Raw genomic sequence first — 15,844 nt, 5'->3', positions numbered from 1 at the left:
GTGCCGCCATAGCCCGCTTGCCCGCTTGCGATACGACATGACTGTTCACCCCCACCGGCCGGCGCCCGCCAGCGGAAGGCCTGGCGCATTGCGACTGGCGTGCCTGTCGGCGCTGCTGCTGTGCGGCACCCCGCAGGCCGCGCAGGCACAGGCGCCCGTGCCGGCCGATGCGGCGGCAATACCCGCCGCCGCAACCCCCGCCGAGCCGCCGCCGCGCGCGCCCGGCACCATCTGCGACACCGACTGGTTCCAGTCCGGCGCGCGCACGCAGATGGAGGCCAGCGGCGACATGCCGATGTCCATCACCATGGTCATCCGGCATCCGGTACGAACCGAGACCGGCTGCAGCGCCTGGCTGTCGATCCACTCGAAATCGGCGCTGGCAGCCATGATGGGCCCGCCCGTGGTGATGGATCAGGTGCACCGCATGAACTTCGACCGCGACGCCAGCGGCACCGGCGGCTCGGTGAGCAGCCAGCGCGCCACCATCAACGCGCAGGCGCGCTATACCAGGCTGTTCGGCGAAGCTTCGTTCCAGGGCCACGGCGTGCTCAGCTATGCCGGGCTGACCGTGCGCGAGGGCATCGTTCTGCCGGGCCAGACGCTCACCTCCAGCCTCGACCTGGAGATCCACAGCCTGGCCACCGGCGAGTTCGTCACCACCATCCGCGCACCGGCGGCCTCTGTGACCATCGGCGAGCGGCGCGTCGGGCGCGCGCGGTCCATCGAGACCGTGATGGGCCGCCGCCAGTGCATGCCGATCACTTATCAGAAGCGCAGCGCGCTCGGACCGCTGATGATGGGCGACGACGTGATCCAGACGGAACCCGCCGTCATGGAAATCACCGACTGGTACTGCCCGACGGAGGCGTTCGTGATGCGCACCGAGGTGCGCCAGAAGGGCAAGGTCGAGCGGATCGACACCACTGCGCTCGGCGACCAGGGCGAGGATCCTCCCTGAGGCCTGCGCATGCCGTTGCGGCAACATCTTGTGCCGGTAAAAAATAGCTTGCAATTAAATCGCGCACAATCTAAATTACGGCCCATGGACACGAAACGCACCTCCCGGAACAAGCAGGCAGCGCCCGGCGCCGGCATCGACAGCGCCTCCTCGCTGTTGCTGGACCACCAGTTCTGCTTTTCCGTGTATGCCACTTCGCTGGCCCTGAACAAGCTTTACCGCAAGTTGCTGGCACCGCTGGGCCTGACGTATCCGCAATACCTCGTGATGATGGTGTTGTGGGAGGCCGATGGCCTGACTGTGTCGGATATCGGCGCGCGCCTGCATCTGGATTCGGCCACGCTGACGCCGCTGCTCAAGCGCATGGAGGCCCAGCAACTGCTGCGCCGCGAGCGCGCCGTGGAGGACGAGCGTCAGGTCATCGTCACGCTGACCGCGCAGGGGCGCGCGCTGCGCCAGCAGGCGGAGGCCGTGCCGCGCGCGGTCTTGTGCGCGGCGGATTGCGGCATTGACGAGATCGTGTCGGTCAAGGCGGAACTGGACAAGCTGCGCGGGCGGTTCGCCGACGCGGGCGGCTGAAGCGGAACAAGGCGCGGCCGCACGGGCGGCATGTGCGTGATCCGTGTGATCCGTGTGATCCGTGTGATCCGTGTGATCCGTGCGATTCGTGCGATTGGTTCGAGTCGCGGGTCAAATGAATAGTGTGCTATTTAATAGATCGCGATGCAAAATGCAACGCGAGGAGCAGGCAGCAGCAAAGTCGCAAAGCCGGAAACACGCAGTAGGCAGCAACCCCAAAAAGGCTCCATGAGCCGGCATTTCCACTCTCATCACCAAACCGGAGAATCAACATGTCGATCGAACAAGTCCTCTATCGTGCCAGCGCCACCGCCACCGGAGGCCGCGACGGCCGCGCGGTGTCTTCCGACAACGTGCTCGACGTCAAGCTGGCCACCCCGCGCGAGCTGGGCGGCGCAGGCGGTGCCGGCACCAACCCCGAGCAACTCTTCGCCGCCGGCTACTCGGCTTGCTTCATTGGCGCAATGAAGTTTGTCGCCGCGCGCGACAAGATCGCGCTGCCCGCCGATACCAGCATCACCGGCCAGGTCGGCATCGGCCCCATCCCCAATGGCTTCGGCATCGAGGTGGAGCTGACCATCGCGCTGCCCGGCATGGACCGTGCCGCCGCGCAGTCGCTGGTGGACAAGGCCCACATCGTCTGCCCGTACTCGAACGCCACGCGCGGCAATATCGACGTGCGCCTCACGCTGGCCTGAGGCAGGCAGCGGGGTTGTTCTAGAATCGTGGCGCGGCCTTGCCGGATGGCGGGCCGCGCCACGAAAACAGAACGGAGACACCTTGCGCTACGAATTGACCGACCTGCGCCTGTTCCAGGCCATCGCCGAAGCGCAGAACCTGTCCAACGGGGCATCTGCCGTCCATATCACCGCCTCCGCCGCCAGCTATCGCCTGAAGAACCTCGAGCATGCGATGGGCACGCCGCTGTTCGTGCGCAACGCGCGCGGCATGGAGCTCACGCCCGCCGGCGAGACGCTGCTGACCCATGTGCGCGAACTGCTGCAGGGCGTGGAGCGCATGCACGGCGAAGTGGGGCGCTTCTCGGCGGGGTTGAAAGGCCATATCCGGCTGCTGGCCAACAGCAGCTCGCTCAACGGCTTCATCATTCCCAGCGTCAGCCGCTTCCTGGCGGGCAACCCTGACGTCAACATCGATCTCGAAGAGCGCGCCAGCCAGGCCATACCTTCCGCGGTGGCGGCGCAGGAAGCCGACATCGGCATTCTCGCGGGCGACATCGACGCGCGCGGCGTGCGCATCGAACGCTATGCCGTGGACGAGTTGATCCTGGCCGTGCCCGCGGACCATCCGCTCGCCAGGCAGGACGAACTGCGCTTCGGCGCGGCGCTGGATTTCGATTTTGTCTGCATGAGCCGCGCCAGCAGCAACTTCCTGTTCCTGCGCGACATGGCGCAGCGCGCCGGCAAGAGCCCCAACGTGCGCCTGCACGCACACAGCTTCGAGGCCGCGCTATCGCTGGTGGAGGCCGGCGTTGGCGTGGCGCTGGTGCCGCGCAGCGTCGCCGCGCAGGCCTTGCGCGAAGCCCGCGTGGCGGGCGTGCGGCTGGCCGAGCCGTGGGCGCGCCGCGAACTGAACCTGATCGTGCGCGCGGACCGCAAGCTGCCGTCCTTCACTGCCGCCTTCGTGCAGTTCCTGCTCGATGACCCGCGGGTGGCCGCCACGCGCGAGCGTGTTTGAGCCGGGCGCATGGCCGATGCGCCCGTGGCAGCCTGGGGTCATGAAAAAAACGACTTGATATTTAGCTTATATATCATTTTTAGAATGCCATGGGCATGGCTACACTTTCCTCGTGTACCCAGGACGACACGGGTAGGCACAAGGAAAAGCAATGATCACGAAGCAAAAGCTGGCCGCCGCGCTGGCTCTCTCCCTCCTCAGCATGTCGCCGGCGTGGAGCGCCGGCATCCCCGCATCCGCCTCTGCGCCAGCCACCGCGCCCACCGCCATTGCCAGCCGGGTCGCGGCCTTGTTCGGCAGCCCCGCCGAGTTGCGTACCACCACCCGCACCGTGACGCTGACGCCGGGCATGAACTACATCGAGGTCGCCTCGGGCGAGTCGGTGGCCTTCCGCGCCGGCGACAAGACGGTTGGCTGGACCTTCCTGCAGGCGATCGGGGGCACCTCGCTCGACCTCAGCCTGATCGCTCCCGAACTGGCGCAAGCCAGGGGCATCCGCGTGTACGTGGGCGCCAGCGAAATCTTCAAGGGAGGCTGAAGACGGCGGCGCGCCATGCGCCGCAAGCCTGTTCCCCGCCTCGCCCCGGCCCGTCAGGGCCGGGCACCCGCGCCATCCAGCCTGCCCGCAGGCGACCGATGGCCGCCCGCCGATAGCACCCGCCGATAGCCCCCATCGATAGCCCCCATCGATAGCCCGCGACAGCGCCTCGCGATGGCGCGCATTTCCCGCGGCACCAGGGCAGCGTTCCAATTCCGCGAACCGCCGGTTCGAATTTTTCGGATGGCCTGACGCGCGCGGCCAAAAATATACTGGCCCCCAGCCTCAGGCTGTCGGTGGCGGATCCTTCGTCTCGCGACGGTCCTTCGGCGACATACAAAAACGAACGATCCGGAGACCGCCATGAATTCCATCCAGGGCCGCGTGCGCCTGCCCGTCTTGTGTTGCAGTGTCCTTGCTTGCCTCCTGGCCGCCGGCCACGCGCACGCGCAACCGGCCAAGGCCGACGCCTATCCGGCCAAGCCGGTCACCATCGTGGTGGCATTCGCGCCCGGCGGCATGACGGATATCGTGGGGCGGCTGCTGGCGGCGGAATTGTCGCAGGCGTTCAAGCAGAGCTTCGTGGTGGAGAACCGCCCCGGCGCGGCCGGGCAGGTCGCGACCGAGTACGTGGCACGCAGGCCCAATGACGGCTACACGCTGCTGCTCAGCGCCACGGGCCATGTGATCGGGCCGGCGGTGCAGAAGAGCGTGCGCTACCAGCCGGTGAAGGATTTCGAGCCGATCGCCCTGATCGCCAAGGCGCCGAACATGCTGGTCGTGAATCCTTCGGTGCCGGCCAGGACCTTGCCGGAGTTCATCAAGTGGGCCAGGGCGCAGCCGAGCGTGCCGTACGGGTCCGCCGGCGTGGGCGGCTCCACCCACCTGGCCGGCGAACTGTTCCGGCAAGTGGCGGGCGTGCCGCTGGTGCATGTGCCGTACAAGGGCGCATCGCCCTCCACCAACGACGTGGTGGCCGGGCAGATCCCGATGGTGTTCCAGGATTCCATGAGCGTGTCCGCCTTCATTGCCGCCGGCAAGCTGCGGCCCCTTGCGGTCACCAGCGCCGAGCGCAGCAAGCTGTTCCCCGACCTGCCCGCCATCGCCGAAGCGGGCTTCAAGAACTACGACCTCTACACCTGGCTCGGCCTGTACGCGCCTGCCGGCACCGCGCCGGAGATCGTGGCGCGCCTGAACCACGAGGCCAACCGCATCATGGGCTCGCCCGAGATGGCCGCCAAGCTGCGCAAGCAGAGCGCCGAGCCCGGCGGCACGCTGGACCCGGCGGCATTCCGCCAGTACGTGGAGGCCGAAGTGGCCAAGTGGCAGCGCACGGTACAGGTCACGGGCGTGAAGGTGGACGAATGACGCCGGCGGAAAACACCAATCGCGCAGCGAATGCCCTGCGTGACGATCCGAATGGCCCCGGCGCCCCTGCAAGCGAGGCGGCCCAGGGCGCGGACGCCTTCTATTTCGGCAAGCTGGCCCAGGGCAGCTTTGTCATTCCCCGCTGCGAGGACTGCCGCCGCTGGCATTTCTTCCCGCGCGTGCTGTGCCCGCACTGCGGCTCGGACGCGCTGGCCTGGCACGCGCCCGCAGGCAGCGGCACGGTCTATTCCACCACCACGGTGCGCCGGCCGGAAGGCGACTACAACGTCAGCCTGGTCGATCTCGACGAAGGGCCGCGCATGATGAGCCGGGTTGCCGGCGTTGCGCCGGATGCCGTCAGGATCGGCTTGCGCGTGCAGGCGCGCGTCGCGCAGGAGGCGGCCGGGCCGCTGCTGGAGTTCATTCCCATGGAGTCGCAATGACGGGCAGCACACAAGCGAAGCGGCGCGGCGCCATCGCCATTCTCGGCACCGGGCTGGCGGGCATGGGCCACGCCGGCGGCCGCACCGAGCAGGAGATCATCGCGCAGGCGGCGCGCGCGGCGGTGACAGCCAGCGGCCTGCGCATGCGGGATATCGACGGCATCATCACCTCCAGCCTGACATCGCCCTGGTGGGTGATGCGCATGGCCGAGTATCTCGGCATCCGGCCGCGCTTCTCCGACAGCACCATGTTCGGCGGCTCCTCCTTCATCGCCGACCTGAACGTCGCGGCGATGGCCATCGAAGCCGGCCAGTGCGACAACGTGCTGATCTGCTACGGCAGCACGCCGCGCAGCGTGCCGAGCAGCTCGCGCATCAACCAGATGCGCGCCGAGCTGGACCCGCAGCCCTACGAGCATCCGTACAAGCCCTTCAACCCGGCGAGCAGCTACGCGCTGGCGGCGGCGCGCCACATGCACCAGTACGGCACCACGCGCACCCAGCTGGCGGAGGTGGCGGTGGCCGCGCGCAAGTGGGCCCGGCTCAACCCGGATGCCTTCTCGCGCGGGCCGCTGAGCGTGGACGACGTGATCAGCGCCAAAATGATTTCCGACCCGCTCACGGTGCGCGATTGCTGCCTGGTCACCGACGGCGCGGGGGCTTTCGTGGTCGCGCGCGCCGACCGCGCGCGCGGCCTGCATGCCAGCCCGGTCTACGTGCTCGGCTGCGGCCATGCGCACTGGCACCGCCAGATCTCCTGCATGGATGACCTGACCGTGACCCCGGCCGCGGCATCGGGGCGCACCGCCTTCGCCGAAGCCGGGCTGACGCCGGCCGATATCGACGTGGTGGAACTGTACGACGCCTTCACCATCAACCCGATCCTGTTCCTGGAGGACCTCGGCTTCTGCGCCAAGGGCGAGGGAGGCGCCTTCGTTTCCGGCGGGCGCATCGAGCCGGGCGGGGCCTTGCCGATGAACACCAACGGCGGCGGGCTGTCCTGCACGCACCCGGGCATGTACAGCATCTTCCTGGTGATCGAGGCAGTCACGCAACTGCGCCGCGAAGCCGGTGCCCGCCAGGTGCGGGACGCCGAGGTCGCCCTGGTCCATGGCAATGGCGGCGTGCTGTCGAGCCAGGCCACGGCCATTCTTTCCACCGCCCTCTGATCTCTCCCTGGGTCTTTCCGAGCCTGACATGACTTCGCATTCCGCCGGTACCACAGCCCCCGCCGTCCTTGCCCCGAGCCCGGACTTCCTCGCCCTGACCCCCGCCGTGCGCTACGGGCGCCATGGCCGCGTGGCGGTATTGCTGATCGACAACCCGCCGGTCAATGGCCTGGGCGACACCGTGCGGCGCGGGCTGTTCGAGGGCCTCGGCATGGCCGCGCAGGACGAAGCCGTCGCGGCGGTGGTCATCCTCGGGGCCGGCAAGGTCTTCTGCGGCGGCGCCGATATCCGCCAGTTCAACACGCCTGCCGCCGCGGCACGGCCCACACTGCGCGAGGTCATCGCGCGCATCGAGGCGTGCGCCAAGCCGGTGGTGGCGGCCATCCACGGCGTGGCGCTGGGTGGGGGCATGGAGCTTGCCCTCGGCTGCCACTACCGCATCGCCACCGCCGATGCCAGCCTGGGCCTGCCCGAAGTCAACCTCGGCCTGGTGCCGGGCGGCGGCGGCACGCAGCGGCTGCCGCGCCTGATCGGCGTGGCCGCGGCGCTGGCGCTGATCCAGTCCGGCCAGCCGGTGCGCGGCGACAAGGCCGTGGCGCTGGGCATGGCCGACGCACTGATCGCGGGCGAGCCCCTGCCTGCCGCCGTGGCGTTTGCCGGGCGCGTGGCGGGTTTGCCGGGCGCCCATCTCGTGATCTCGCGCAAGCCGTGCGCCGATGCCGCGGGCGTGGACTTTGCCGCGTGCCTGGCGGCGGTGAGCCCCAGGGCGCGCAATGCACGGGCGCAGCGCGCCGCCATCGCCTGCGTGGAGGCGGCGGCGCGCTTGCCGGTGGAAGCGGGGCTGGATGCGGAACGCGCGCATTTCGACGAACTGGTGGCGGGGCAGGAATCGAAGGCGCTGCGCCATCTGTTCTTTGCCGAGCGCACGGCGCCCAAGGTCGCCGCCCTGCCTGCCGGAGTCGCCCCGCGCGTGGTGGCGCGCGTGGGCATCCTGGGGGCCGGCACCATGGGCGCGGGTATCGCCATGGCCTTCGCCAACGCCGGCTTCCCGGTGGTCCTGTGCGAGCAGCAGCAGGCCGCGCTGGAGCGCGGGCTGGCACTGATCCGCCACAACTACGGGGTCAGCGCCGCCAGGGGCAAGCTCACGGAGCAGGAGGTCGCGCAGCGCATGGCGCTGATCACGCCAACGCTCGCCGACACGGACCTGGCGCATGCCGACCTGGTCATCGAGGCCGTGTTCGAGGACATGGCCGTCAAGCAGGCCGTGTTCAGCCGGCTCGATGCCATCTGCAAGCCGGGCGCGATCCTGGCCACCAATACCTCCCGCCTGAACATCGATGTCATCGCGGTGGCCACCGCGCGCCCGCAGGACGTGATCGGGCTGCACTTCTTCAGCCCGGCCAACGTGATGAAGCTGCTGGAGGTGGTGCAGGGCAAGCGCACCGCGCCAGAGGTGATCGCTGCCTGCATGACGCTGGCCCGGGCGGTCGGGAAGATTCCAGTGCTGGTGGGCGTATGCGAGGGCTTCGTCGGCAACCGCATGCTCACGCCATACTGGCGCGAAGCCGGCTTCCTGCTGGAGGAAGGTGCTTCGCCGCAGCAGGTGGACGGCGCGCTCACGCGCTTCGGCATGGCCATGGGCCCGCTGGCCATGGCGGACCTGGCCGGCATGGATATCAACTGGGCCACGCGCAAGCGGCTGGCGCCCGCGCGGCCCGCGCACTTGCGCTATTCCAGCGTGGCCGACCGCATCTGCGAGATGGGCCGCTTTGGCCAGAAGACCGCTGCCGGCTACTATCGCTACGAACCGGGCAGCCGCGTGCCGCTGCCCGATCCGGTGGTCGACGAGATCATTCGTGGCTGCGCCGCCGAGGCCGGCATCCGGCGCCGCGATATCAGCGACGAGGAGATCGTGGAGCGCTGCATGCTGGCGCTGGTCAACGAAGGCGCGCGCATCCTGGAGGAGGGAATCGCGCGCTGCGCGGCGGATATCGACGTGGTCTACGTGCACGGCTACGGCTTCCCGGCATGGCGCGGTGGCCCGATGTTCCATGCGCAGTCCGCCGGCCTGGCGCCGACGCTGGAGAAGATCCGCGCGCTCGAGGCCGCCCATGGCGCGCACTGGGCGCCGGCACCCTTGCTGGCAAGGCTGGTAGCGCAGGAACAGCGTGCGTTCGACGCCGGCTGACGGCCTGCCGCGGCGATACCGCGCCCATACCGCGCCCATACCGCGCCGCGCCTGGCTGCTGACCGATCCCCGCGGCCGGGAGCGCTGGCGCGTGCGCGGCGCCGGCCTTCGGTGGCCGGGTTGCCTTCCCGCGCAAGGCGCGCGACACTAGCAGGCATCTTGCTGGTTCATCGTCGTCCGGGGAGACACAATGCAGCGCGCCGCCATGACCGTGGTCCTCTGCCTGTTCGCAGGCATCGCCTCAGCGCAGTCCACCGGCGAGTCGTGCCGGGACAAGATGCAGCGCATCAGCCGCCAGATCGACGCCGCGCGGGCGCATGGCAACCAGGAGCAGCTCGCCGGGCTGGAAACGGCGCTGGCGCAGACCAGGAAGCACTGCACCGACGCCGCGCAGGAACACAAGCACCAGCAGAAGATCGCCCGGCTGCGCGCCAAGGTAGGCGAGCGGGAGGCTGACCTGCAGAAGGCCCAGGACAACCACAGCAGCGCATCCAAGATCGCCTCGCGCCAGCGCAAGCTCGACGATGCGCGCGCGGAGCTGGCCCGCGCCGAGGCGCCCGGTGCGCATTGATCCGCGGCGCGCGGGCCGTTGCCGCGTGCCGGCATGACGGCGTCGCCGCTGCACTCGCGCCTGCCGCCGCCGCTGCGCCGGCTGCTGCGCCCCTTGCTCGATCCGGCCAGGCGCTACCGCCATGCCCGCCTGATCCACGCGGTGCGCGTGGCGCTCGGGCTGCTGGCGTCCATCGTGCTGACCACCGGCATGCGCATCCCGCACGGCGAGTGGGCATCGATCACCCTGCTGGTGGTCATCGGTGGCCTGCAGCACCACGGCAATATCCGCCGCAAGGCGGCTGAGCGCGCCCTCGGCACGCTGATCGGCGCGGCCGGGGGGCTGGCGATCATCGTGCAGCAATCCTATTTCCACATGCCGGTGCTCAGCTATGCGCTGATCGTGATCGCCTGCTCCGTCTGCGCGTATCACGCGATCGGCAAGGGCGGCTATGTCGCGCTGCTGTCGGCCATCACCATTTTCATCGTCGCCGGCCACGGCGAGAACGCCGTCGCCGACGGCCTGTGGCGCGCGGGCGATGTGCTGATCGGCATCGCGGTGGCGCTGCTGTTCTCCTTTGCCTTGCCGCTGCATGCCACCTATACCTGGCGCTACCAGCTGGCCGAGGTGCTGCGCAGCTGCGCGCGCATGCATGGCGCCATCGCCACGGATGCATGCCTGGACCAGGCCGCCCTGCAACGTGCGATGGTCCTGCAGGGCGGCTTGCTGGTGCAGCTGCGCTCGCTGATGCCATCGGTGGCCAAGGAGACCAGGATGCCGATGGCACAGCTGGAGTCGATCCAGCATGCGCTGCGGGTGTGCATCAGCCTGCTCGAGGTGCTGGCGGCGGTCCGCCCGCCGCTGGACGGGGGCGCCGATGACGCGGCCGCGGTCCGGCGCCAGCTGCGCGCGCGGGCGCGGCGCATGCAAGCCATGCTGATCGGGATGGCGCGTGCCCTGGCCTACGGGGTGACCGGGCGGCTGGAGGCGCGGGGCAAGGCCGTGCGCGAAGCGCCGGAAGCAGCGGGCCCGTGGGCGGGCTATATGTCGCTGAACTCGCGGCTGGAGCAGGAGTTTGCGTTGCTCAGGGACGCGCTGGCGGCGGACGCGGACAAATGGAATATCTGAGCGCGGCCGGCGCTCAGTCCACCTGGTCGAACAGCAGCTTCCCGTGCTCGTGCAGCAGTCCCACCAGCCGGTCCGCCACCGGAGAGAGCGCGATGTCCTTGCGGTAGGTGATGCCGAAATTGCGCACCAGCGTGGCAGCCCCCAGCCTGACTTCGACGAGGTCGCCGCCGCTGGCGCGCAGGGTGCGCCGGGAGACGAAGGTCAGCAGCTCGGTGTCCGCCACCACGCGCGGAATCAACGGAATCGAGTTGGTTTCGATCTGCACCACGGGCCGCGGCAGGCTGCGCGATTCCAGCGCATGGTCGAGCCAGGCACGGCTTGCCACGGCCCGGTTCGGCAGCGCCCACCGGTAGCCGGTCAGCGACTCGGGCACCGGCTTGCGGATCCGGAAGATCGGATGCCCCTTGACCGCCGCGACCACCACGGTGTCTTCGAGCAAGGTCTCGCAGTGGAACTCGTCTTCCTGTTCGGGAACGAAGCCGAGCACCACGTCGAGCCGGCCTTCGCGCAATTCGTCGCGCAATTCGTAGTTGTTGCGAATGGTCAGTTGCAGCACCACGTCGGGGGCCTGGCCGAGCAGCATCTTGCAGATGCGCGGCAGCAGGTACTCCGCGCCCAGCGGCCCGCTGCCCAGCCTCACCGTGCCGGCCACGCCACGGGCGATGGCGCCCACCTCGTCGCGCAGCAGGTCCGCTTCCTGCAGCAGGGAGGCCGCGCGGGCGCGCAGCGCGATGCCGGCGGCGCTCAGCTTCTGGCCGCGGCCCTCACGCTCGAACAGCGCCGCCCCAAGGGACGATTCGAGCCGGTCGACGGCCTTGGTCAGGGTTGGCTGGCTGCGATGCACCAGCTCGGCGGCGCGGCGGAAATTGCCGGCATTGGCCACGGCAAGAAAGTACTTCAGGTCGCGCAGATCCATCTCGGCACCTCGGTTGCAGCCGCGGGGGCGATACCCCAACTGATTACTTTTATTTAACAAACGACAAAAATTATAAGCTGGACGGCATCGGTCTGCGGGACAAGAATTCAGCATCGATCCAACGTTCGCTGCCATGTCCTACACCATCCTTGTCACCGCAACCCGTCTCGCACCCGCCGGCGTGCGCCTGCTGGAGGCCGCAGATGCCCGCGTGCACTACCTGGCCAATGCCGACGATGCAGGCGAGGTCGAACGCTTGCTCGCCAGTCTTCCCGTCGACGCCGTCATCTCCCGCACCGTCACGCTCGGCAGGGCTGCCATCCGTTCCTGTCCCACGCTCAAGGTGATCTCCAAGCATGGCGTCGGCGTCAGCAATATCGACGTCGATGCCGCCACGGAGCTGGGCATCCCGGTCTATGTCACGCCCGGCGCCAACGCGCAGTCCGTCGCGGAGCTGACGCTTGGCCTGATGTTCGCCGCGGCGCGTCGCCTCGCGTGGATGGACCGCGAGCTGCACGCCGGCCGCTGGTCGCGTGCGCAGGACGGGATGGAGCTGCACGGCCGCACCATCGGCCTGGTCGGGTTTGGCCAGGTCGCGCAGCGGGTCGCCCGCGTGTGCCTGGCGCTCGGCATGCAGGTCGCTACCTTCGATCCGGGCCTGGTCCGGGGCCCGCTTCCTGTCGGCGACGTGGTGCGCTGCGAGGCGCTCGATGCGCTGCTCGACATCAGCGACGTGGTGAGCCTGCACGTTCCCCTGAACCGCCACACGCGCAATATGCTCGGCGCGCCGCAGTTCTCCCGCATGAAGCGCGGCGGCATTCTCATCAATACCGCGCGTGGCGAAGTCGTCGACGAAGCGGCGCTGGTCCACGCGCTGCGCGGCGGCCAGCTCCATGCGGCCGGGCTGGACACCATGGCCGTCGAGCCGTTGCCCGCCGACAGCGCGCTGCTGACGCTCGACAACGTGGTGCTCACGCCCCACGTGGGCGGCTCCACGCCGGCGGCGCTGGCCGCGATGGCCAGTGAAGCGGCGCGCAATGTACTCGGCTTCCTGCAGGGCACCCCGCCGCCGATCCACGCCTGCGTCAACCCGGGCGCGCTCGACCCGCAAGACCTGCTTTCCGCATGAGGCCGCCGCCTCTGCCAATCCCCACGCAATGCATTCCAAGGAGACCCCGATGAACGCCGAACAGAACCCCACGCCGTCATGGCCGGCCGGATACCGCATCAACCCGGTTGCCGATGGCCCCGCGCCCGCGCTCGTCGCGGCCTTCCGCGAGATGCCGGTGGCAGCCATCGGCGATGCCATGAGCCGCCATATCGGCACCATCGGCCTGCGCCCCTATCACCGGCGCCCGGAGACTGTGCTGTGCGGCCCCGCCGTGACCGTGCGCGTGCGCCCCGGCGACAACCTGATGATCCACAAGGCCCTGATGATGGTCCGGCCGGGCGACGTGCTCGTCATCGACGGCGGCGCGGATGTGACGCAGGCGCTGGTCGGCGGCCTGATGCGCACCACCTGCCTGGCAAAGAAGCTCGGCGGACTGGTCATCGACGGCGCGATCCGCGATGTCCTCGAATGGGCAGAGGACGGCATGCCGGTCTTCGCGCGCGGCAACACGCATCGCGGCCCGAGCAAGGACGGCCCCGGCGAAATCAACGTGCCGGTCTCGTGCGCGGGCATGGCGGTCATGCCGGGCGACCTGATCGTGGGCGACGCGGACGGCGTGATTGCCGTGCCGGCGGCGCAGGCCGCCGACATCCTGCTGCGCACGCGTGCCCACCTGGAGAAGGAGGCGAAGATCCGCGCCGGCAATGCCGCCGGTACGTCGGACCCCGAGCGCTTCGACGCCACCTTGCGCGCCAAGGGCTTGCCGGTCTGAAGGCAGTCCGCCCCCGCAGAGGGGCGCATCCAACACAAGCGGAGACACTCATGCAACGCCGTCGATTTCTTCAAGCAGGCGCCGCGGTCGCGCTGGCCGCCGCGGGCCTGGCTCGCGCGCAAGGCCCCTGGCCGCAGAAGCCCCTTCGCCTGGTGGTGCCGTTCCCGCCGGGCGGCGGCACCGATGCCACTTCGCGCCTGATCGCCGAGAAGCTGACCGTGCTGGAGCGCTGGACCCTGGTGGTCGACAACAAGCCCGGCGCCGGCGGCAACATCGGACTGGACGCGGTCGCCAAGGCGGCAGCCGATGGCTACACGATCGGCATGGGCCAGGCGGCCAACCTCGCCATCAATCCGGCGCTCTATCCGAAGATGCCCTTCGACCCGCTCAAGGACTTCACGCCCATCGTCGGCGTGGCGGCGCAGCCCGTGGTCCTGGTGGTGCGCCAGGACTCGCCGCTGCGCACGCTGGCCGATTTCGTCAAGGCCGCGAAGGCGCGCAATGGCGAGATGGGCGTTGCCCAGGCCGGCAACGGCACGGTCGGGCATCTTGCCGGGGAGATGCTGGCACGGCGCGCCGGGGTGCGGGTCCTGCAGGTGCCATACAAGGGGGCGGGCCCCGCCATGACCGACCTGCTCGGCGGGCAGGTGGACGCGTACTTCGGCAATACCGTGTCGGTGATGCCGCAGCTGCTGGCAGGCAAGATCCGCGCGATCGCGGTCACCTCCGCGCAGCGCCTGCCTGCGCTGCCGTCGGCTCCCACGATCGCCGAGCAGGGCTTCGCCGGCTTCGAGGCGACCACATGGCTGGGGCTGGTCGGCCCCTCGGGCCTGCCGGCCGAAATCACCGCAAGGCTTTCCGCGTCGACCATCAAGGTGCTGGCACGCCCCGATGTGCAGCAGAAGCTGGCGCAGGAGGGCAGCATCGCCACGCCCACCACGTCGTCGCAGTTCGCCGCCCATATCCGCGCGGAACACGCCAAATGGGGCGCGCTGATCCGCGAGGCACAGATCAAGCTCACCTGAAGCGGATGCCGGCGACACGGCACCACAAGGCAATTGAAGAAGCCAGAAAGGAGACAGACCATGCAACGCACACACGCCAACGCACCGACGCCGCAGCGCCACGCGCCTGCCCGCATCGGCGCCGCCCTGCGCCGGTTCTTGCTGGGCGCGATGCTCGCCGGTCCGGTATTCGGCGCCGCGGCCGCGACGGATCCGATGCCCACCGCGCAGGACCCGCGGCTGGTCGAGGTGGCCAGCTCGGACCGCGTCGTCAACGCCGTGGCGACCACGCCGGATGGCCGCCTGTTCGTGTCGATGCCGCAGGTGGAGGGACCCGGCGCGCAGGTCGCGGAGCTGAAGGACGGCAAGTTCCTGCCCTACCCGAACCTGGAATGGAGCCTGTGGAAGGACGCCGCGGATCCCCGCACTACGCTGCTGCACGTCAACACGGTGCGCATCGGCCCCGACGGCGACCTGTGGGTGGTGGACGCCGGCGGCCCGCGCGTAGGCGGCAAGGCCGTGCCCGGGGCCGCGAAGATCGTGCAGATCGACGTCGGGACCAACCGCATCCGCCGCATCTACCAGGCCGACCCCGCCGTGGTCCGCGAATACAGCTACTTCAACGACATCCGCTTCAACGGCAACACGGCTTATATCAGCGATGCCGCCGCCATCCATCCCGCCGTCGTCGTGCTGGACCTGGCCAGCGGCAAAATGCACCGCACGCTGGAAGATCATCCGTCCACCGTGGCCGCGCACGCGATGATCGCGGACGGCGGGCGCGTGATCACGCTGAAGGACCCGATCCCGGACAGCACCGGCAAGCCTACCAGCAGCAAGTACGTCAACATCGACCAGCTCGAAGTCAGCCCCGACGGCAAGTGGCTGTACTTCCAGCCGATCGGCGGCCCGCTGGCACGGGTGCCGACCGCGCTGCTCGACGATCCGGGCGCGCCCAAGGCGGCCGTTGCCGCGGCCGTGGAAAAGGTGGCCGACACATGGATGGCGGCGGGCAGCGCGATCGATGCCGCCGGCAACATCTATATGTCGAAGGTCACCAACCGCAGCGTGATGAAGATCGCGCCGGACGGCACGGTTTCCACGCTGGTCGCGGACCCGCGGCTGACCTGGATCGATGCCATGTGGGTTTCCAACGACGGTGACCTCTACATGCCGGCGGCCCAGCTCGACCGCACCTCGGCGAACCTGGCGGGCGCCCCGGCGCAGATCACGTATCCGGTGAAGATCTACCGCCTGGCCATCCGGCAGAAGCCGGCCGGCAACGACCACAAATAGCAAGCCGCCGGACTGCGGACTGCAGATTGCAGACAGCAGATTGCAGGCAGCGGCATGGCGGCCCGGCGCGAGATGCACCATGCGCGCGCCGGGCCGAAGCACCGAAGCACCGAAGCAGGAGATCCC

The 15,844-nt window shown here is 69.3% G+C and carries 16 protein-coding genes; 15 read left to right on the top strand and 1 reads right to left on the bottom strand.

Annotated elements, in window-relative coordinates; all coding sequences use genetic code 11:
* The first annotated feature begins 37 nt into the window (after window positions 1-37).
* From AC1DK4_RS01715 to AC1DK4_RS01665, 11 genes are all read left to right on the top strand, one after another.
* A complete protein-coding gene (locus AC1DK4_RS01715; protein WP_477115705.1) occupies window positions 38-961 on the top strand; it encodes a hypothetical protein in 924 nt (307 codons plus the stop codon).
* An 84-nt stretch (window positions 962-1,045) separates the two neighbouring features.
* Window positions 1,046-1,540, top strand: coding sequence for a MarR family winged helix-turn-helix transcriptional regulator (locus tag AC1DK4_RS01710; RefSeq protein WP_441612095.1), 495 nt, complete (start codon window positions 1,046-1,048; stop codon window positions 1,538-1,540).
* Window positions 1,541-1,812: 272 nt separating this feature from the next.
* The gene (locus AC1DK4_RS01705; RefSeq protein ID WP_441612096.1) at window positions 1,813-2,238 is read left to right on the top strand and encodes an organic hydroperoxide resistance protein; all 426 of its coding nucleotides are present in this window, start codon (window positions 1,813-1,815) and stop codon (window positions 2,236-2,238) included.
* A gap of 82 nt (window positions 2,239-2,320) precedes the next feature.
* Window positions 2,321-3,235, top strand: a complete 915-nt coding sequence (locus AC1DK4_RS01700) for a LysR substrate-binding domain-containing protein (RefSeq protein WP_441612097.1) — start codon at window positions 2,321-2,323, stop codon at window positions 3,233-3,235.
* Between the two features lie 151 nt (window positions 3,236-3,386).
* Window positions 3,387-3,773, top strand: coding sequence for a CzcE family metal-binding protein (locus AC1DK4_RS01695; RefSeq protein ID WP_441612098.1), 387 nt, complete (start codon window positions 3,387-3,389; stop codon window positions 3,771-3,773).
* Between the two features lie 363 nt (window positions 3,774-4,136).
* Window positions 4,137-5,141 carry a tripartite tricarboxylate transporter substrate binding protein gene (locus AC1DK4_RS01690; protein ID WP_441612099.1) on the top strand — a complete coding sequence of 335 codons (1,005 nt, stop codon included), beginning with the start codon at window positions 4,137-4,139 and terminating at the stop codon, window positions 5,139-5,141.
* Window positions 5,138-5,584: a Zn-ribbon domain-containing OB-fold protein gene (locus AC1DK4_RS01685; RefSeq protein ID WP_441612100.1), complete on the top strand. Its 447-nt coding sequence runs from the start codon at window positions 5,138-5,140 to the stop codon at window positions 5,582-5,584. Before AC1DK4_RS01690 ends, AC1DK4_RS01685 begins: the two co-directional genes overlap by 4 nt.
* Entirely contained in the window at window positions 5,581-6,753 is a 1,173-nt protein-coding gene (locus AC1DK4_RS01680) for a thiolase (RefSeq protein WP_441612101.1), read from the top strand. Before AC1DK4_RS01685 ends, AC1DK4_RS01680 begins: the two co-directional genes overlap by 4 nt.
* Before the next feature lie 28 nt (window positions 6,754-6,781).
* Complete coding sequence (locus tag AC1DK4_RS01675; protein WP_441612102.1) at window positions 6,782-8,941, top strand: 3-hydroxyacyl-CoA dehydrogenase NAD-binding domain-containing protein; 2,160 nt, start codon at window positions 6,782-6,784, stop codon at window positions 8,939-8,941.
* A gap of 190 nt (window positions 8,942-9,131) precedes the next feature.
* Entirely contained in the window at window positions 9,132-9,512 is a 381-nt protein-coding gene (locus AC1DK4_RS01670) for a DUF1090 domain-containing protein (protein ID WP_441612103.1), read from the top strand.
* 33 nt (window positions 9,513-9,545) lie between these two features.
* Window positions 9,546-10,619, top strand: a complete 1,074-nt coding sequence (locus AC1DK4_RS01665) for an FUSC family protein (protein ID WP_441612104.1) — start codon at window positions 9,546-9,548, stop codon at window positions 10,617-10,619.
* Window positions 10,620-10,632: 13 nt separating this feature from the next.
* Here AC1DK4_RS01665 and AC1DK4_RS01660 read toward each other — a convergent pair whose 3' ends face one another.
* Entirely contained in the window at window positions 10,633-11,535 is a 903-nt protein-coding gene (locus AC1DK4_RS01660) for a LysR family transcriptional regulator (RefSeq protein WP_441612105.1), read from the bottom strand.
* A gap of 133 nt (window positions 11,536-11,668) precedes the next feature.
* Here AC1DK4_RS01660 and AC1DK4_RS01655 point away from each other — a divergent pair, with 133 nt between their 5' ends.
* Genes AC1DK4_RS01655 through AC1DK4_RS01640 form a run of 4 tightly spaced genes read left to right on the top strand, consistent with a single transcriptional unit; the run spans window position 11,669 to window position 15,718 of the window.
* Entirely contained in the window at window positions 11,669-12,664 is a 996-nt protein-coding gene (locus AC1DK4_RS01655; RefSeq protein ID WP_441612106.1) for a hydroxyacid dehydrogenase, read from the top strand.
* Window positions 12,665-12,713: 49 nt separating this feature from the next.
* A complete protein-coding gene (locus AC1DK4_RS01650) occupies window positions 12,714-13,418 on the top strand; it encodes an RraA family protein (RefSeq protein ID WP_441612107.1) in 705 nt (234 codons plus the stop codon).
* 50 nt (window positions 13,419-13,468) lie between these two features.
* Window positions 13,469-14,443, top strand: a complete 975-nt coding sequence (locus AC1DK4_RS01645) for a Bug family tripartite tricarboxylate transporter substrate binding protein (protein ID WP_441612108.1) — start codon at window positions 13,469-13,471, stop codon at window positions 14,441-14,443.
* Between the two features lie 60 nt (window positions 14,444-14,503).
* The gene (locus AC1DK4_RS01640) at window positions 14,504-15,718 is read left to right on the top strand and encodes an SMP-30/gluconolactonase/LRE family protein (RefSeq protein WP_441612109.1); all 1,215 of its coding nucleotides are present in this window, start codon (window positions 14,504-14,506) and stop codon (window positions 15,716-15,718) included.
* Window positions 15,719-15,844 lie beyond the last annotated feature (126 nt).

Source organism: Cupriavidus sp. 05N38 (assembly GCF_056397345.1).
This window is presented reverse-complemented; position numbering and strand designations above follow the sequence as displayed.